The organism is Prescottella equi, assembly GCF_002094305.1.
Classification (GTDB): Bacteria; Actinomycetota; Actinomycetes; order Mycobacteriales; family Mycobacteriaceae; genus Prescottella; species Prescottella equi.
The window spans coordinates 101,055-119,476 of the sequence record NZ_LWTX01000010.1 but is presented as its reverse complement, the minus strand read 5'-3'; the positions used below and the strand labels follow the sequence as shown (position 1 = coordinate 119,476).

The 18,422-nt window shown below is 69.8% G+C and carries 16 protein-coding genes; 9 read left to right on the top strand and 7 right to left on the bottom strand.

The window, feature by feature from the left end; all coding sequences use genetic code 11:
* The first annotated feature begins 50 nt into the window (after positions 1-50).
* On the top strand, positions 51-785 hold the full coding sequence (locus A6I89_RS20990; RefSeq protein WP_022594924.1) for a hypothetical protein: 735 nt from the start codon (positions 51-53) through the stop codon (positions 783-785).
* A gap of 165 nt (positions 786-950) precedes the next feature.
* On the top strand, positions 951-2,738 hold the full coding sequence (locus tag A6I89_RS20985; protein ID WP_005514385.1) for an AMP-dependent synthetase/ligase: 1,788 nt from the start codon (positions 951-953) through the stop codon (positions 2,736-2,738).
* A 78-nt stretch (positions 2,739-2,816) separates the two neighbouring features.
* Here the strand turns inward: A6I89_RS20985 and A6I89_RS20980 are convergent, their stop codons facing one another.
* Together A6I89_RS20980 and A6I89_RS20975 are read right to left on the bottom strand one after the other, a co-directional pair.
* On the bottom strand, positions 2,817-3,572 hold the full coding sequence (locus A6I89_RS20980) for a maleylpyruvate isomerase N-terminal domain-containing protein (RefSeq protein WP_022594922.1): 756 nt from the start codon (positions 3,570-3,572) through the stop codon (positions 2,817-2,819).
* Positions 3,572-4,207, bottom strand: coding sequence for an alpha/beta hydrolase (locus tag A6I89_RS20975; protein WP_022594920.1), 636 nt, complete (start codon positions 4,205-4,207; stop codon positions 3,572-3,574). Before A6I89_RS20975 ends, A6I89_RS20980 begins: the two co-directional genes overlap by 1 nt.
* Before the next feature lie 101 nt (positions 4,208-4,308).
* Between A6I89_RS20975 and A6I89_RS20970 the strand changes: the two genes are divergently transcribed.
* Positions 4,309-7,839, top strand: a complete 3,531-nt coding sequence (locus tag A6I89_RS20970) for a TM0106 family RecB-like putative nuclease (protein ID WP_022594918.1) — start codon at positions 4,309-4,311, stop codon at positions 7,837-7,839.
* Here the strand turns inward: A6I89_RS20970 and A6I89_RS20965 are convergent.
* Together A6I89_RS20965 and A6I89_RS20960 are read right to left on the bottom strand one after the other, a co-directional pair.
* Complete coding sequence (locus tag A6I89_RS20965; protein ID WP_005514389.1) at positions 7,809-8,987, bottom strand: amino acid deaminase/aldolase; 1,179 nt, start codon at positions 8,985-8,987, stop codon at positions 7,809-7,811. The two genes, A6I89_RS20970 and A6I89_RS20965, sit on opposite strands and share 31 nt — an antisense overlap.
* 59 nt (positions 8,988-9,046) lie before the next feature.
* A complete protein-coding gene (locus tag A6I89_RS20960) occupies positions 9,047-9,718 on the bottom strand; it encodes a TetR/AcrR family transcriptional regulator (RefSeq protein WP_005514390.1) in 672 nt (223 codons plus the stop codon).
* 77 nt (positions 9,719-9,795) lie between these two features.
* Here A6I89_RS20960 and A6I89_RS20955 point away from each other — a divergent pair, with 77 nt between their 5' ends.
* The 3 genes from A6I89_RS20955 (at position 9,796) to A6I89_RS20945 (ending at position 13,759) form a co-directional block, all read left to right on the top strand.
* On the top strand, positions 9,796-11,106 hold the full coding sequence (locus A6I89_RS20955) for a D-arabinono-1,4-lactone oxidase (RefSeq protein ID WP_005514391.1): 1,311 nt from the start codon (positions 9,796-9,798) through the stop codon (positions 11,104-11,106).
* A gap of 34 nt (positions 11,107-11,140) precedes the next feature.
* The gene (locus A6I89_RS20950; RefSeq protein ID WP_231814860.1) at positions 11,141-12,499 is read left to right on the top strand and encodes an amidase family protein; all 1,359 of its coding nucleotides are present in this window, start codon (positions 11,141-11,143) and stop codon (positions 12,497-12,499) included.
* An 87-nt stretch (positions 12,500-12,586) separates the two neighbouring features.
* On the top strand, positions 12,587-13,759 hold the full coding sequence (locus A6I89_RS20945) for a thiolase family protein (protein WP_013415430.1): 1,173 nt from the start codon (positions 12,587-12,589) through the stop codon (positions 13,757-13,759).
* Positions 13,760-13,820: 61 nt separating this feature from the next.
* Here A6I89_RS20945 and A6I89_RS20940 read toward each other — a convergent pair whose 3' ends face one another.
* Both A6I89_RS20940 and A6I89_RS20935 read right to left on the bottom strand, forming a co-directional pair.
* Positions 13,821-15,077 carry an MFS transporter gene (locus A6I89_RS20940; protein WP_022594914.1) on the bottom strand — a complete coding sequence of 419 codons (1,257 nt, stop codon included), beginning with the start codon at positions 15,075-15,077 and terminating at the stop codon, positions 13,821-13,823.
* 24 nt (positions 15,078-15,101) lie between these two features.
* Complete coding sequence (locus tag A6I89_RS20935; RefSeq protein WP_022594912.1) at positions 15,102-15,968, bottom strand: hypothetical protein; 867 nt, start codon at positions 15,966-15,968, stop codon at positions 15,102-15,104.
* A 210-nt stretch (positions 15,969-16,178) separates the two neighbouring features.
* Here A6I89_RS20935 and A6I89_RS20930 point away from each other — a divergent pair, with 210 nt between their 5' ends.
* The 3 genes from A6I89_RS20930 (at position 16,179) to A6I89_RS20920 (ending at position 17,361) form a co-directional block, all read left to right on the top strand.
* The gene (locus tag A6I89_RS20930) at positions 16,179-16,718 is read left to right on the top strand and encodes a Dps family protein (RefSeq protein ID WP_013415427.1); all 540 of its coding nucleotides are present in this window, start codon (positions 16,179-16,181) and stop codon (positions 16,716-16,718) included.
* Positions 16,719-16,776: 58 nt separating this feature from the next.
* On the top strand, positions 16,777-17,016 hold the full coding sequence (gene mbp1 / locus A6I89_RS20925) for a microaggregate-binding protein 1 (RefSeq protein WP_005514401.1): 240 nt from the start codon (positions 16,777-16,779) through the stop codon (positions 17,014-17,016).
* Between the two features lie 84 nt (positions 17,017-17,100).
* Positions 17,101-17,361, top strand: coding sequence for a GlsB/YeaQ/YmgE family stress response membrane protein (locus A6I89_RS20920; RefSeq protein WP_005514402.1), 261 nt, complete (start codon positions 17,101-17,103; stop codon positions 17,359-17,361).
* A gap of 89 nt (positions 17,362-17,450) precedes the next feature.
* Here A6I89_RS20920 and A6I89_RS20915 read toward each other — a convergent pair whose 3' ends face one another.
* Positions 17,451-18,419: an adenosine deaminase gene (locus A6I89_RS20915; protein WP_255221274.1), complete on the bottom strand. Its 969-nt coding sequence runs from the start codon at positions 18,417-18,419 to the stop codon at positions 17,451-17,453.
* Positions 18,420-18,422 lie beyond the last annotated feature (3 nt).

Sequence of the window (18,422 nt, the reverse complement as noted above, 5' to 3'; positions counted from 1 at the left end):
GGTCCCGCCGATACACGTGTCACCAGGCCTCGCACTGTCAGGGAGGAACCGTGAGCGTCTCGCAGCAGCAAGTGCAGACGGTGGCCGCCGCTTGCCGGAGCCGACTCGGTGATCCGTCGGGCTGGGTGGCGCCGGACCAGTACCGGCGCAGCCTCGCACTGTGCATCATCGAGTCCGTGCAGGCCGCCGGTTCGCGCTATGCCGACGCGGGCACGGTCATCGACCGCTACATGGCCTACCGTCGCACGCACACTCCCGGCCCGGTCGACGACGGCGCCCGCGAGTTGCTCCGCACCTTCGAGGAGGCCGGCAGCTCCGACCAGTGGGCCGGGAAGATCGGTAACTACAAGCGCCGGTACTCGGACGGCGCGGCCCCATTACGGGCCGCCGAGATCCAGCGCACGGCCGAGCGCCTGTACACACTTCGCATCGACTCGGTCGGCGATCTGCTCGACGCCACCCGCGACGAGCGCGCCCGCACCGACCTGCACGACGCCTGGGTCGAGTGCAGCGGCGCGCACGACGACACCACGTGGGAACACCTGCTGCTGCTCGCGGGCGCCCCGCACGCTCAGCACACCGGCGCGATCGACGAGTTCGTCGACTCGGCGCTGGCGGACGGTCCCGGGCCCGCCGACGCCTCCGAAGCGGGCGAACCCTCCGTCCCGCCCACCGAGATCCTGGCCGCAGCGGCGGACACTCTCGGTGTCGCGCCGCCGGCGCTCGAGCACGCCGTGCGGCGCTGGAAGTGCGTGCACGCACATGCCTGCGACACCGTCGCCTGACGCGACACGCCCGCTACCTGCAGAAAGTTAGCAGGACTTACGGTTACAGTTATTTCCGCAGGTGGGGGCACTCAAAGCGGCAAATCGGGCACTTGACCTAGTGCAAAGCGCCTCCGAATGTGATCCAATGCACATCCATCATGTCATTTTCTTGGAGGGGTCAAAGTGCGTGAGTATTCGGTTCCACAGTCGTTCACCATTCCGGAAGACGCGTCCATGGCCGACACTGTGTTCCGGTACGAAGCCGAGTGTCCGAACCTCGTGCCCTTCAAGAAGCCCGGCAACGGCGGCTGGGTGGACGTCACCGCCGCCGAGTTCGCCCAGCAGGTCAAGGCCGTCGCGAAGGGGCTGATGGCGTCCGGCATCGAGCTCGGCGACCGCGTCGCGATCCTCTCGGGTACCCGTTACGAGTGGGTCGTTCTCGACTACGCGATCTGGACCGCCGGCGGCTGCACCGTCGCCATCTACGACACGTCTTCCGCGGACCAGGCCCAATGGATCCTCGAGGACTCGGCGACGTCGTTACTCGTGGTCGAGAATTCGAGCCACGCGGAAACGGTCAAGGACGTCGCCGAGGCCGCCCCCTCTCTCCGCGAGGTTCTGCAGATCGAGGCCGGCGCGCTCGACGAACTGATCACCCGTGGCAGCGGTATCAGCGACGACGAAGTGCACGAGCGCCGACACCAGGTGCGCGCGTCGTCCCCCGCGACGCTCATCTACACCTCCGGCACCACCGGTCGTCCCAAGGGCGTCCAGCTGACCCACTCCAACTTCTACGCGGAATCCGCGGCCGTGCAGATCGCACTCGGCGACGCGATGCAGGAGGGCCGGCGCACCCTCATGTTCCTGCCGCTCGCGCACGTGTTCGCCCGGGCCATCTCCTTCGGAGCCTTCGACGCCAAGGTGACCGTCGCCCACACCTCCGATCTGACGACGCTGCTCGACCAGTTCGCGGTGTTCAAGCCGAACTTCATCCTGTCCGTGCCGCGAGTGTTCGAGAAGGTCTACAACTCTGCCAAGCAGAAGGCCGAGGACGGCGGCAAGGGCAAGATCTTCGCCAAGGCCGCCGCGACCGCCATCGCGTGGAGCGAGGCGCAGGACAACGGCGGGGCCGGGCTGGGACTGCGGCTGCGCCACGCGCTGTTCGACAAGCTCGTCTACTCGAAGCTGCGGACGGCACTGGGCGGCGAGTGCGACCGCGCCGTGTCCGGCGGGGCGGCGCTCGGCGCGCGCCTCGGCCACTTCTTCCGCGGCGTCGGTGTCCCCGTGTACGAGGGCTACGGTCTCACCGAGACCAGCGCGGCCATCACGGTCAACACCACCCGCGACCAGAAGGTGGGCACGGTAGGCAAGCCGATCAACGGGCACGCCGCGAAGATCGCCGAGGACGGCGAACTGCTGGTCCGGGGTCCGGTGGTGTTCGGCGGCTACTGGCACAACGAGCAGGCCACCGCGGATGCGATCCGCGACGGCTGGTTCCACACCGGTGACCTCGGCTCGATCGACACCGAGGGCTACGTGTCGATCACCGGACGCAAGAAGGAGATCATCGTGACCGCCGGCGGCAAGAACGTCGCTCCGGCAGTGCTTGAGGACGCCCTGCGCGCGCACCCGCTGATCAGCCAGTGCCTCGTGGTGGGCGACTCGAAGCCGTTCATCGGTGCGCTCATCACCCTCGATCCGGAGGCGCTGCCGGGCTGGAAGGAGCGCAACGGCCTGGCCGCGGACACGCCGATCTCCGAGCTGGTCAAGCATCCCGAACTGATCGCCGAGATCGACTCCGCAGTCGTCGAGGGCAACCGGAAGGTGTCCAGCCCCGAGCAGATCAAGAAGTACCGGATCCTCGAGGTCGACTTCACCGTGGAGACCGGCGAGTTGACGCCCACCCTGAAGCTCAAGCGCAACATCATCCACCAGCAGCATGCCGAGATGATCGAGCGGATCTACACGTAAACCGCGGCAACGATTTTGCGGCCCGGACGCGGTTTCTCCCCGCGTCCGGGCCGCTCTCGTTCCGAGAGCCGTGCAGCGCTACAGCGCCGCGGCACCCAGCAGCGCCCGGGCGACAGCGGCGTCGCCGACGACGTCGAGTCCGTCCAGGGGCCGCCTGCGCCACAGTGTCAGCAACAGTTCCTGCGCCGACCCCCGTAGCGCCACGTCGCCCTTGCGGTGTTCTCGAGTCACCGCGACCGTTCCGCCATCGAATTCGAGGTACCACTCGGCCGCTACCGCGTCGGTTCCGTGGAGGTGGATCGAGTGGCCGTTCACGGTCTCGGGCATGCGCCCCGCATCGGCGAGACGAGCGAGGAACACCGAGACCCACTCGTCGACACCGTCGGCGGCCACCTGCGGATCCAGCGGCGGCACGTCCGGCCCGCCACCCGCGCTGATCGCGTCGGAGACGTCGATTCGATGGACCGCCACCTCGTGCGCCTGTCGGCGCACCCACCACGCGACGGGTGCGGGCCCGACCATCGTGGGAACGATGCGATCGGCACCGAGCCGATCGAACTCCGCGAGCACCAGGTCCAGCGCCGCACGGTAGGCGGCGACGCATTCCGGTCCGCGGGGCATGTCGCCGATCCGCCGGATCTCCGACGGCGGCGTCTGCGGGTCCGAACGCAGCGCCGCCGCGACCCACAGGTGCACCTTGCCGGTGTGCCGCAGCACGTGCTCGACGGTCCACTCCGGCACCGTCGGAACCGGTTCCGCGAGTGTCTCGGTCGGGGTGTCTGCCAGCAGGCCGCCCTGAGTGCGTAACGCGGACAGCAGTTGTGGGGTGTCCATCAGCCCACGGTAGCGTCGACGACGAACGCCGCGACGTCGTCGGCGACGACGCGGTGTAACTTCTCGTGCAGCAGGTCGTGGCCGGCGTCGGCGTATTCACGCAGTTCGAGTCCGGGCACCCCGGCCGCCCACGGACGGACGCCGTCGATCGGGGCCAGCCGGTCGTCGATGCCGTGCACCGCGAGCACCGGGAACCCCGGATCCGCGAAATCCGACGTCTCGCGGTGCTGCACAACCGACTTGGGTGTTCCGCACAGCACGGCCGCGCGGAACGGCGCACGGCCGCGTCGAAGCAGGGTCACGGCCACCGCGGCACCGAGGGAATGCCCCATCACCACCAACGGCAGACCCGGCCGATCGGCGACGGCCGACTCGGTCAGCCGGGCCGCGTCGTCCGCCAGATCGGCGAGAAGTCCGGGCGCGCCGGGGGTCCCCTCGGACAGCCCGTGCCCGGCCTGGTCGAGGCCCCACATCTCGATGTCGTGGTGTGCGAGTCGTGCGGCGAACCGGTGGTAGTGCCCGGTGTGCTGGCCCATTCCGTGCAGGAACACCACTCCGGCCCGGGGCCGACGATCCCCGGCGAGCGGCCAGCGGCGGTAGTGGATCTGTCCGGTAGCCCCGGTGAAGAACGGCATGGGTCCATTGTCCCGGCACGGTTCGCGCGTCCGCGCGCCCCTCCCCCACCTGTCGGTGCAGCGGTGACACAATCGCCCGAACCGACCGGGGAGGGAGCGCGATGTTCCTGCAGGGCGACGCAATCGTGTACAGCACCGGGGACCTGACTGCGGCGGCCGCGTGCGAGTTCGCACTGCTGCGCCGACTCGACGGGCTGCTCGGGTTCGCCACCGGGTCACCGGGTCCGGTAGCCGATCCCGTGCTCGAGCGCGCGTCGCGACTCGGCGCGGCACACGAACGCCGGGTGTTCGACGAGTTCGCGGCCCGCCACGGGCGGATCGAGACCATCGTCCGGCCCGAGTTCACGGCCACCGGGTTGTACGACGCCCACCGCGACACGATCGCCGCGGCCGTCGCGGGGGCACCGGTGATCCATCAGGGCACGTTCTTCGACGGACGGTTCCTCGGGTTCTGCGATTTCCTGGTCCGGGCGGACGAGCACGGGGACGACGGCACGTACACGGTGTACGACGCGAAACTGTCGCGCCGCGTCGAGGTTTCCGCGCTGCTCCAGTTGGCGGCGTATGCCGACGCGCTCGACGCCGCCGGTGTCCGTCCCGCGAGAGAAGTGCATCTGCTGCTCGGTGACGGCTCGGACTCGGTGCACGCGCTGGCCGATCTCGTCCCGGTGTACCGGGCACGTCGGGCGGCGCTGCAACGAGTCCTCGACGAGCACCGTGCCGACGACGCCCCTGCCGCGTGGGGTGACGACCGGTTCTCGGCGTGCGGCCGGTGCGAGACGTGTGCCCGCGAGATCGAGAGCCGTCGAGATCCCCTGCTTGTGGCGGGCATGCGCGTGGCCACGCGGGACAAGCTCGTGTCAGGTGGCGTGACCACGATCGACGCGCTGGCTACCCGGAACGCACCCGTCCCGGGCCTGTCCGCGGCGACGCTGGACACCCTGCGGTCCCAGGCCGCCCTCCAACTTCGCCAGGAGACGTCGGGCACCGCCGAGTACGAGATCTTCGATGCCGCCGCGCTCGCCGCGCTGCCGCCACCCGATCCGGGCGACATCTACTTCGACTTCGAGGGCGATCCACTGTGGGCGGAGCCCGGTGAGGCCGAGTGGGGCCTGGAGTACCTCTTCGGTGTCCTGGAGGAGCCCACGGCGGGCGGCGCGCCGCTGTTCCGTCCGTTCTGGGCGCACGATCGAGCCGAGGAGCGAAATGCGCTGTCCGCCTTCCTCGAATACATCCGGGCGCGACGCATCGCGCATCCCGGAATGCACGTCTACCACTACGCGGCATACGAGAAGTCGGCGCTGCTGCGCCTGGCCGGGCGTCACGGCGTCGGCGAGGAGGAGGTCGACGAGTTGCTGCGCGCCGGGATCCTCGTGGACCTCTATCCGATCGTCCGCGCGTCGCTTCGGATCGGCGAACGGTCGTACAGCATCAAGAAGCTCGAGCCGCTGTACCTGGGAGAGGACCTGCGCGACAACGACGTGACGACCGCGGCCGACTCCGTCGTCGCGTACGCGCGCTACTGCGATCTGCGTGATCTCGGTCGGCCGGACGACGCCGCCGACGTGCTCCGTGAGATCCGCGACTACAACGAGGACGACTGCGTCTCCACCCGGGAACTGCGCAATTGGCTGCTGGCCCGTGCCGCCGACCACGGCATCTCGCCCCACTCACGCGAAATCACGCCTCCCGCGTCCGAGCCCGAAGAGGACAGCGCCGCCGAACGCGTCCTGCGCCGTTTCGCCGGTGAGGGACCGGCCTCGGCCCGGACCGGCGAGCAACAGGCTGCGGCGCTCGCGGCCGCCGCAGTCGGGTATCACCGGCGCGAGCGAAAACCGTTCTGGTGGGCGCATTTCGCGCGACTCACCGAACCGGTGGACGACTGGCCCGACACCCGGGACGTGCTTGTCGTCGACCACGCGGAAGTGGTGCAGGGCTGGCACAAGAGCACGCCCCGACAACGGAAGCTGCGCCGACACGTCCGGCTCACCGGTACCTTCGGCACCGGCAGCACGATACGACCGGGCGCCGAAATGTTCCCGCTGTACGAGCGGCCGGTGCCGGGAGCCAAGACCTCGGAACACCCTGGCGGGCGCGCGTGGTCGACGGCCGTCGTGTCGTCTGTGGACACGAACGCGGACTTCGACGACGTCGTCGTCGTGGAGGAGACCCTCACCGGCGACGTCGAATACGACGCCACACCGATGGCGCTCGCCCCGGGGCACCCGGTCGCGACGGCCCGGATCGACCGCGCCGTCGAGGAGTTCGCGGGGGCCATGGCGTCGGCCCTGCCCGTGTCGCCCGCGAACGCGGCAACGGACGTCCTGCGCCGGGTTCCTCCGCGGCTGCGCAGCGGATCCGGACTGCCGGCGATCTCGGGGTGCGACCCGGCGACCGCCATCGCCACCGCGCTCGTCGATCTCGACGACTCGTACCTCGCGGTGCAGGGGCCGCCGGGTACCGGCAAGACGTACACCGGGGGGCGGGTCGTCGCGTCTCTCGTCGCCGAACACGGATGGCGGATCGGCGTGGTCGCCCAGTCTCACTCGGTGGTGGAGAACATGCTGGATGCCGTGGTCGACGCGGGGCTCGACGGCTCTATGGTCGCGAAGAAGGCCGACGCCGCGCCGGGCCGCCGGTGGACCGCCCTCCCCACCACCGAGTACCCCCGCTTCCTCGCGGACGCCACCGCCGGTTGCGTGATCGGCGGGACGGCTTGGGACTTCGCGCATTCCGGCCGCGTGCCGGTCGGCAGCCTCGATCTGCTGGTGATCGACGAGGCCGGACAGTTCTCGCTCGCGAACACGATCGCGGTGAGCGCGGCCGCCCGCAATCTGCTCCTTCTCGGGGACCCGCAGCAACTTCCGCAGGTCAGCCAGGGCACCCATCCGGAGCCGGTCGACGAGTCCGCACTGGGTTGGCTCGCCGCGGGCCGCGATTCGCTGCCCCGCGACCGTGGCTACTTCCTCGAACGGACGTGGCGCATGCATCCCGCGCTGTGCGAGCGGGTCTCCCAGCTGTCGTACGAGGGCCGACTCCACTCGGAGGAGACGGTGACGACCGCGCGACGCCTCGCGGGCCTCGGCCCCGGAGTGCACGTCGAGACCGTCGAGCACGACGGCAGATCGACCGAATCCCCCGAGGAATCCGCGGCGATCGCCGCCCGGATCCGGGAACTTCTCGGCCGAGCCTGGACCGATCCGAGCGACTTCGCCGGCACCCGGCCGCTCGGCCAGGCCGACGTCCTCGTCGTCGCTCCCTTCAACGCGCAGGTTGCACGGCTCCGGCAGGATCTCGCGGCCGCAGGACTGCCCGATGTCCTCGTCGGAACCGTCGACAAGTTCCAGGGACGTCAGGCGGCGGTCGTCCTCGTGTCGATGACGGCGTCGACGGCCACCGACGCTCCTCGCGGGATGTCGTTCCTGTTGTCCCGCAATCGGCTGAACGTCGCGGTGTCGCGCGCCAAGTGGTGCGCGATCGTCGTGCGCTCGCGCACGTTCACGCACTACCTGCCGCCCACCCCCACCGCCCTCGCCGAACTGGGCGCCTTCCTGCGATTGGCGCCCGAACCGGCCGGGGACCGCGACCGCGAGTCACCGGGTCAGCCGAAGCACATTCCTTCGCCGCGGTAGGTCGGGGTCGCCGTGGCGCGCCCGTCCTCGTCCACGAGGTGAACCTGGGTGAAGCGCTCGCACAGCTCGCCGGCCTTCGCGTGCCGGAACCACACCCGGTCCCCAACGGCGAGTTCGGCTGCGGCGGCGCCCGTCACCGGGGTCTGCACCTCGCCGGCGCCCTCGTTGCGCAGCAACGTCAATCCGGTCGGCCACACCGGCGCCGGTACGCGCGTCTTCCCCGCGGGACCCGACGCGATGTAGCCGCCGCCGAACAGCGTGGTGATCTTCGGGGTCGGCTTCCGGACCGCGGGCAGCGCGAAGAACATGGCCGGTCGCGGCCTGAACGAGTGGTAGCGGTCGAACAGGGTGGGCACGTACAGGCCGGAGCCCGCGGTGACCTCGGTGACGACCGAATCGGCCGAACTCACCTCGATCGAGCCGGTCCCACCGCTGTTGACGATCTCGAGCCGCCCGACCTCTGCGGTGACGGCGTCGACGACAGCCGTTCGCCGCGTGGACAGTTCGGCCGCGGACGCCTTCTTCACCATCCGCACCGCGAAGCTGGTGTCGGGTAGACCGGCGATCTGTGCCTCGTAGAACATGACACCGACGACGGCGAATCCCCGATCGGCCGCGGTCCGGGCGAGCCGGGCCACCTGGCCCGGCTCACGCAGCGGCGACCGCCGCACCCCGAGGTGCGCCGGTCCGAGCCGCAGCGAGGCGTCGACGTCGAGACAGATCCTCGGCCGCACACCGGCGGAGCCGACCGCGTCGCGGATCAGGTCCAGCTGCGCGACGTCGTCGACCATGAGCGTGATGCGTCCGAGCAGTGCGCTGTCGGAACCGAGTTCGGCGAGCGCGCCCCGATCCACCGTCGGGTAGCCCATCAGCACGTCTTCCGCGCCCTGCCGCGCCAGCCATACGGCCTCCCGCAGCGAGTACGCCATGATGCCCCGGAAGCCGCCCGACGCGGTCAGGCCGGAGCCGAGCGCGATCTCGAGGACGGCTCGGCACCGCACCGACTTGCTCGCGACCCGTACCGGCGTACCCTCCGCGCGCCGCACCAGGTCTTCCGCGTTCGTACGCAACGTCGCGAGATCGAGGGCCGCCAAGGGCGGATCGAGGCTCGCGGTCGCGGCGTTGAGACGGTCGATCGTCGCAGTCACATCAGTTCCGTTCGTCGGTCCCGTCGAACACACGGGAGGCAGGCGTCCGGATCAGTCGATCACTCTCCTGAACGATTGTCCAGGTCCGTACCCGCCTCGACGGCCTTGCTGCCGACGATGCGAACCAGGTCGTCGAGTTCGGTGAGGATCGCGGCGCTGTCGCGATCGACCAGCCAGCGCAGGACGATTCCGTCGATGACGGCGAGCGCGAAACGCGCGATCGCCTCCACCGGCTCGGTCCACGTGCAACCCGTCCGCCGCGCGCTCTCCTCGAGGAACACGGTGGCCTCGATGTCCATGACCCGGTACTGCTCGTCGGCGACGCTCCCGGCGAGCGGCGCGCCGGCCGCACGATGGCGCAGCGCGTAGGCGGTGATCTCGTAGGTGAGCAACTGACGATCGGCCGTGGCCTCGATCAGGGGCCACATGCCGGTCAGGCCGGTGTGCAGCACCTCGCGCAGGTCGCGGAGTCCGCTGAGCTCCTGCGTGTCCCACACCGACGCGAACGCCTCGCGCATGCCCCCGCTGAGCTGCAGCACCAGACTCTCGGCCATGGCCGCGACCAGCGCCTCCTTGCTCTCGAAGCAGTAGTGCACCACCCCGAGCGAGACCCCCGCCTCCTCGGCCACGGCACGGATCGTCACTGCCGCAATGCCACCCCGTTCGGCAATGTTCAACGCCGCTTCGACGAGCTGGGCGCGGCGCTCTTCCGCTGGAAGCCGATTCAACATCCCATGATCGTAAAACCCGGAGACGAAATTTCGTGTCTCATTTGCCTGGACGCTCGTCCAGGTGAATAGTTGCGGGAATGGCACAGGACACGTGGCGCAACTGGGCGGGGACCCACTCGTCGACACCTCACCGATTCGAGACTCCTCGATCGGTAGCCGAACTGAGCACGCTGGTCGCGCAGGCGACCGAGCAGGGATTACGCGTCAAAGCCGTGGGGGCGGGCCATTCGTTCACCGGGGTGGCCGTCACCGACGGCGTCCTCGTCAGCCTCGACAACATCTGTGGCATCGAGTCGGTCCGGCAGACGCCGGAAGGCCCGGTCGCCACGGTGCTGGCCGGGACACGTCTGCGCAGCCTCAACGAGCAGTTGTGGGAGCGCGGGCTGGCGATGATCAACCTCGGCGACATCGACGTGCAGTCGATCGCCGGCGCTCTCGGGACCGGCACCCACGGAACCGGCGCCCGCTTCGGCGGCCTGGCGACACTGATCCGCGGACTGCAGATCGTGCTCGCCGACGGCACCGTCGCGGACTGCTCGGAGACGGAGAATCCCGAGCTCTACCAGGCCGCCCGGATCGGGCTCGGCGCGTTCGGCATCATCACCAAGCTCGACCTGGCGGTCACCTCGGCCTACGCGCTGCGCGCGGTCGAGGGCCCGGCCCGGCTCGACGAAACACTCGACGGACTCGAACACGATCTCGCGACCGTCGACCACTTCGAGTTCTACTGGTTCCCGCACACCAATCGCGTACTGACGAAACGCAACACCCGACTCCCGGGCGACACACCGTTGGAACCGGTGAGCCGGATCCGTGGCTTCCTCGACGACGAGTTGATGTCGAACACGCTCTTCGAGGGCATCAACCGGATCACCACGGCTTTCCCGGCGGCGATTCCGCAGATCAACCAGATCTCGGCGCGCGCGCTGTCGGCGCGGCAGTTCGTCGACCGCAGCTACCACGTGTTCGCGTCGCCGCGCCGGGTGCGATTCCGCGAGATGGAGTACGCGGTGCCGGTCGAGACCGTCAAGGACACGTTGCGGGAGATCTCGACCTGGCTCGATCGGTCCGGCTGCAACATCGCGTTCCCCGTCGAGGTGCGCTTCGCGCCCGGCGACGACGTGTGGCTGTCGACCGCGAACGGTCGTGACAGCGCGTACATCGCGGTGCACCAGTACCACCGGCGCGATCACCGCGAGTACTTCGACGCGGTCGAGGCGATCGCGCGTGCTGTCGACGGTCGCCCGCACTGGGGCAAGATGCACGGGCGCACCGCCGACGATCTGCGTCCGACGTACGCACGCTTCGACGACTTCTGCACGGTGCGCGACAAGCACGACCCCGCGCGCACGTTCGACAACGCCTACCTCCGACAGGTTCTGGCCTGACACGGCCTCGATCGACCGAATTACCGGTCGGCGCATGGCTAGTCTGAGCGATGTGCCGACCGGACCGGAGCGACCACGACTCGATCGCCGCGCGTTCCTCCGCGCGAGCGCGGTGGCCGTGATCGCGGGCGGGGCCACCCTGGCGGCGGGCTGCGGCGACGGACCCGAGGATCCCGGTGTTCCGCCGCTGCCGGGCGGGAACGTCGTCCCCGAAGACAAGTCGATCTGGCGGGTCATGGGCGATCCACTCGTTCCCGCAACCGGTTCCGGCCCCACGAGCGGCCTACGCGTCGCCGTCACCGACCTCTTCGCGATCGAGGGACAGCGCATCGGCGCCGGCAACCCGGCCTGGCTCGGTCAGGCGGCGACGGAGACCGCTACGGCCGACAGCGTGGCTCGTCTGCTCGCGGGAGGCGCGACGGTCGCCGGTATCGCGCAGACCGTCGGCTTCGGGTTCGGGCACTCGGGAATCAACACGTCGTACGGGACGCCTCCGAACGCGGCCGCCTCGGGACGCGTCCCCGGCGGCGCTACGTCCGGGGCGTCGACCGCGGTGGCCCGCCGCACGGCGACCGTCGGCCTGGGTCCGGACACCACCGGGTCGATCCGGATCCCCGCCGCCTACCAGGGGCTGTACGGGTTCGGCCCCACGCACGGTGCGGTCTCGACAGCCGGGGCGATGCCGCTCTCGCGAACCTTCGACAACGTCGGCTGGGTGTGCGCCGACGCGCCGACACTCGCCACCGTCGGCGATGCCCTCCTCCCCTCCGCACCCGAGATCGAATTCGACGCGGCCGTCACCTGGCCGGGACTGCTCGCCGTCGCCGACGCCGACGTCCAGCCCGCGGTGCGTGCCGCGCTGGCGCAGTGGAAGCGGTCCGGTCTGCCGCCGCTCACCGAGGAGGACCTCGACATCGCCGCGCTGCCCGACTGGTACGACGCGGTCGTCGCCGTACAGGGATACGAGGCGTGGCAGCAGTACGGCGGCTGGGTGTCCACCGCGACCGGTTCGGTCACGGACGAGGCGCGGGTGAACTTCCTTGCTGCATCCAAGGTTTCGGCGTCCACGTACGACCGCAGCCTGGCCGACGTACGCCGGGCCGCGCAGACCGTCCGCGACTTCCTCGGCTCCCGGGTGCTGCTGCTGCCGACCACGGGATCGGCGGCGCCGTCGTCCTCCGACGACCCCGGAAGCGTCCACCTCGCCGCCACGCTGCGCACCACGGGACTGCTGATCACGGTGGCGACCGTCGCCGGACTGCCGGTGGCAACCGTTCCGGTGCGGTCCGAAGGGGGCCTACCGGTGGGGCTCTCGGTGATCGGTCCCGCCGGGCGTGACCGGGACGTGCTCGCGCTGGTCGGCCGAATCGTCCGGGCCGGCGTCGCAGTGTGAAGAACGGCGTTACCGACGGCCGGTCATCAGCATATTTCTTGAACTGATTACACTCGATCCACTTACCTTCGGAGAGAGTGAGGCGACATGCGTGACGCAGTAATCGTCGAGGCAGTACGTACCCCCATCGGCAAGCGCAAGGGTTCACTTGCGGATGTGCACGCGGTGGAGCTGTCCGCCCACGTGCTCCGCTCGATCGCTCAGCGCACCGGGATCGATCCCGCGATCGTCGACGACGTGTACTGGGGCAACGTCAACAGCGTCGGCATGCAGACGGGCAACATCGGCCGCATGGCCGTCCTCGGCGCCGGCTGGCCCGAGTCCGTTCCCGGCCTGACCGTCGACCGCCAGTGCGGCTCGTCGCAGCAGACCATCTCGATGGCCGCCGCGTCGGTCATCTCCGGGCAGGCCGACGTCATCGTCGCCGGCGGTGTCGAGATGATGACCTCGGTTCCGCTCGGCTCCTCGAACGTCCCGGGTACCGGCGATTCCGCCGGCCCGGCCCGTGAGCGCTACGCCGCGCAGCTCGAGGCGCCCGGCTTCAACGGCCGCTTCAACCAGGGCGTCGGCTCCGAGCTGATCGCGCAGCAGTGGAACATCTCCCGCGCGCAGCTCGACGAGTACTCGGTGGCCTCGCACGAGCGCGCCGCCGCCGCGCAGGACGCCGGCGCCTTCGACGCCGAGATCGCGCCCTTCACGCTGGCCGACGGCACCGTGTTCTCCGCCGACGAGGGCATCCGCCGCGGTTCCACGACCGAGAAGCTCGGGCAGCTGAAGTCGCCGTTCCTCGAGGGTGGCGTCATCACCGCCGGCAGCGCGTCGCAGATCTCCGACGGCGCCGCCGCGGTGCTGGTGATGACCTCGGAGAAGGCCAAGGCCCTGGGCCTGACGCCGCTCGCGCGCATCCACACCGCCGTCGTCGCCGGCGACGACCCGGTCAAGATGCTGACCGGGCCGATCCCGGCGACCGCGCTGGCGTTGAAGAAGTCGGGACTGTCGATCGACGACATCGACGCCTTCGAGGTCAACGAGGCGTTCGCCTCGGTGCCCATGGCGTGGCAGCTCGAGACCGGCGCGTCGATGGACAAGATGAACCCGCTGGGTGGCGCGATCGCCCTCGGCCACCCGCTGGGCGGTTCGGGTGCACGTCTCGCCGCGACGCTGGTGCATCACCTGCAGCGCACCGGCGGCCGCTACGGCCTGCAGACGATGTGTGAGGGTGGCGGCACCGCGAACGCCACCATCTACGAGCGCATCTGACGCGCGACGCGAACAGTGAAGGCGGCCGCCCCTGCAAAGGGTCGGCCGCCTTCGGCGTTCCTCAAGACCGACGCGCGTGCACCGCGAGCGCCGGGACGATCAGCAGGGAGACCAGCCCACCGAGGATTGCCAGCCAGCCGTAGCTCGCGGCTCCGACGACCATGCCCGACGTCAATCCGCCGCCGGCGCCGGCGATCGCGATCGTGAGGTCCACGGTCCCCTGGGTGCGGGCGCGGGTGGCGATCGGCACGGAGTCGGTGATGATCGCGGTTCCGCTGACGAGTCCGAAGTTCCAGCCCAGGCCGAGAAGGGCGAGTGCGACGGCGAGCGCGGGGACCGACTCCGCCGGCGCCGCCGCGGCAGTGACACCGGCGGCCAGCATGGTCAGCGCGGCTGCGCCCGCGACCGGACGCGGGCCGAACCGGTCCGCGAGTCGTCCCGACAGCGGCGACGGCAGGTACATCGCCGCGACGTGGATCGCGATGACCAGCCCTGCGGCGCCCGTGCCGTGACCGTGGTGGAGCATGTGGATCGGGGTCATCGTCATGACCGCAACCATCACGAGTTGGGTGAGGACCATGACCGTCGCTCCGAGGGTCACCGACGGGTTCCAGGTCCGGGCCGCCGCCTCCTCGTCCGCACTGCCCGCGGCGCTCGAGACGAATTCGCCCGCCGCGGCGTCGATGTCGCGGGCGAGCAACAAGGGATCCGGTCGCAGCATCGACCACAACACCGCCGCGGCCGCCGCGTACGCGACGGCGGCCAGGATGAACGGTCCTGCGAGCGCGGGGATTCCGAGGCCGTCGGCGACACGGCCCATCACCGTCACCAGATTCGGGCCCACGACGGCGCCGAGGGTCGTCGCGACGGGCACGGTGCTCACCGCCCGGCCACGATGCGCGGGCTCGGCCAGATCGGCTCCTGCATAACGCGCCTGCAGATTCGTCGCCGTCCCCGCCCCGTAGACGAACAGCGCGATCAGCAGCAACACGACGTTGTCGACCGCAGCCGCGGCCACCACGCCCACGCTGCCGAGGGCGCCGACGCCGTATCCCGCGGCCAGGCCGGCCCGGCGACCGAGGCGTTGCGAGAGCCGACCGACGGCCACCGCCGCCGCGGCGGAGCCGATCGTGAACAGCGCACTGGGGACGCCCGCGAGCCCGGTACCGCCCAGCATGTCCTGGGCGAGCAGGGCACCGACGGTGATCCCGGCAGCGAGCCCGGCACCGCTGAGGATCTGCGCGGTCACCAGCACCGCCAGCACCCGGCGCTGGGCGCCCGCGACATCGGGCGTCGTCGTCACATTCTCCGAGGTCACGACACGAGATCCTAGCGACGGCGCTCAGCGCAGTTCGGCGACCGCAGCGTCCGCGTCGGCAACGCGCCGGTCCGCGTGCTCGGCGGCATCGTGTGCGGTGGCGAGCGCGTCCACGGCCGCGACCTCCGCTCGCGTCAGGAACTCCGCACGCTCCTCGAGCTGCGCGAGTTCACGTCGCACGCTCTGCAGACGTCGTTCCCCGTCGGCCACGTCGGACCGGATGCGCGCCAACTCGTCCTCGGCCGCCGACAGCGCCTCCTGTGCGGCCTCCGCTTCGGCCCGGGCCGCGGCCGCCGCGAGCTGCGCGCGCTCGCGCTCCGCCGCGCGCTCGGCCTCACGCCCGCCCTCGCCCTCGCTCTCGCCCTCGCGGTTGCCGGGATGCGACTCGGGCCGGTCCTCGACGGCCTCGAGCCCGGACGGGCCGAAGCCGCTGTAGGTGGCTGCGCCCAGCAATCGACCTCGACGTACGGTGTCGGCGAGTTCGCGGTCGGCCATCGCCGCGTGCAGGGTTTGCGAAACCTCCCGCAGCGCAGATTCGTTCAGCGCTCGGCCGTGCTCGCGCACGAGCTTCTGCGCCCGCGTCGTGAGCGAACGCACCAACCGCTGCCGCTGCTCGGTGAGCCCGCGCAGGGTCTCGGCATCGAGTCGGCGCTGCGCCCTCTGGAGTGCGTCGCCCAGCGCGAGGACGGCGTCGACCTCGTCCGGCAGTTCACGCGCCAGGAGGTTGACAGCCCACCCCACCACCGTCGGCTTCTTCAGGCGCGCGATCGCGGTGGCGGCCTCTCGGTCCTTCGACGCTTTCGCCTCCGCGACCCGAGTGGTCCGGGCCGCGACGAAGCCGGAGGGATCGAGCGCGTACAGCTCGTCGGCCACCTGGTCGACATTCGTCATCGGTCGATCTTGACACCGGGATGCACGCTCGACCAGCAGGCCGAACACCCCGCTCGACCTGCGGCAACTTATCTGCCGTGCGCGACATAGATTTTGTAGTACGGTTGGAGACGACAACATCACTTCTCCGAATAAGGGTTGCATCCGGCGAATCGGATGCATGAACCCCGCGGCGAAGGGGAATACCTGGAGAGGACGAAAGGACAGACGATGACGAACTTCACGGTTCCGGGACTGACCGCCGAACAGGGCTCCGAAGTCGCCCAGACTCTGCAGAACCGGCTCAGCGCCTACAACGATCTGCATCTGACCCTCAAGCACATCCATTGGAACGTCGTCGGACCCAACTTCATCGGCGTGCACGAGATGATCGACCCGCAGGTGGAACTGGTCCGCGGGTACGCGGACGCGGCGGCCGAGCGCATCGCCGCTCTCGGCGCATCCCCCAAGGGCACGCCGGGCGCCATCGAGAAGGACCGGTCGTGGGACGACTACTCGGTCGGCCGCGACAGCGCGCAGGCCCACCTCGCGGCGCTCGACCTGGTCTACACCGGACTGATCGAGGACAACCGGAAGGCGATCGGCAAGGTCGGCGAGATCGATCCCATCACCGAGGACATGCTGATCGGTCAGACGGCGGAACTGGAGAAGTTCCAGTGGTTCGTCCGCGCCCACCTCGAGAACTCCGGCGGGCAACTCGCGAACGAGGGCGAACCCACCGAGAAGAAGGCGGCCGCTGCGGCCCGCTGATCCACCCGACCGAAACGATCCACCCGACCGTCAACTCCCCGAGGGGAAAGGAACCGCGATGACCGAACAGCGCAAGAGTGGGCCCGCTGAAGCCGTCGAAGGCGTCGTCGAAGGCATCAAGGGCAAGGTGAAGGAAGTTGCCGGCGCCGTGACCGGACAGGACTCGCTGCGCCGCGAGGGCGAGGCCCAGCAGGACAAGGCAGAAGCGCAGCGCGAGGTCGCTCAGAAGGAAGCCGAGGCCGAGAAGGCCCGAGCCGAAGCCTCCGCGCAGGAAGCGCGCCAGCGCGCCGAGCAGTAGACACGCGCCGGACGAATCCTGGTCCGGGTGCCGGTCGGGGGTACCCGGACCGGCCCGGACCGCCCTCATCTCGAAAGGACCGCCATGCTCTCTCTCGGAATCATCGGTTGGATCATCATCGGCGGTCTCGCCGGCTGGATCGGCAGCAAGGTCATGAAGACCGACGAACAGATGGGAATCATCCTCAACGTCGTCGTCGGCATCGTCGGTGGTCTCATCGGTGGCTTCATTCTCAGCGCGTTCCTCGACGTCGAGGGCGGCGGCTTGATCTTCAGCTTCTTCACGTGCCTGTTCGGCGCGATCATTCTGCTGTTCCTCGTCAAGCTGGTCACCGGTCGACGCTGACGGCCACGATCACGGAATGGGCCCGGCCACCTCGAGGTGGCCGGGCCCATTCGTCTGCGGAGACACCGACAGGCGTCGGCGCCGCTCGGTCAGACGGCGAGCAGCTCCGCCTTTCTCGCATCACTCGCGAACGATGCCTCGATCGAGTTCCGCGCCAACTTCTCGACCTCGTCGTCCGTGAGGCCGATTCCGCGCCGAAGTTGAGCGAAGTTCTCGCCGACGTCCCCGCCGAAGTACGCCGGGTCGTCGGAGTTGACGGTGACGCGCAGACCGGCCCGGAGCATCGTCCGCAGCGGATGGTCGTCGATCGTATCCACCACGCGCAGGCGCACGTTGGACAGCGGGCACACCGTCAACGGAATCTCCTCGTCCACCAGACGCGCCACCAGGGCCGGGTCCTCGAGACAGCGCACGCCGTGATCGATCCGCTCGGCGCCGAGCAGATCGAGCGCCTGCCAGATGTACTCGGGTGGCCCCTCCTCCCCCGCATGCGCCACCACGTGCAGGCCCTCGGCCCGCGCCCGTGCGAACACGTCCTCGAACAGCGTCGGCGGATAGCCGACCTCCGCCGAATCGAGGCCCACACCGAGTAGCGGCGCTCGCAGGCGCAGCAGTTCCCCGAGCGTCTCCTCGGCGTCGTGCACCGGCTGGTCTCGGAGGAAGGCCGCGAGCAGACCGCTGCTCACTCCGAATTCGCGCTCGCTCGAGTCGAGCGCATCGAGCAGGCCGTCGAGCACCTCCTGGAGGGGGACACCGCGACTGACGTGCGCCTGTGGGTCGAAGAAGATCTCGGCGTGCCGCACCCCGGCCGCCGCGGCGCGGCGCAGGTAGTCGCGGGTGAGGTCGGCGAAATCCTCCGCGGTCCGCAGCACCGCCATGTTGGCGTAGTACAGATCGAGGAAAGACTGCAGGTCGGTGAACTCGTAGCGCGACTCGAGGTCGGCCAGCCCGCTGTAGGGAAGATGCATGCGGTTGCGCTCGGCCAGCGCGAAGATCAGCTCCGGCCCCAGCGCACCCTCGATGTGCATGTGCAGCTCCGCGAAAGGTGTCACGCCCACGAT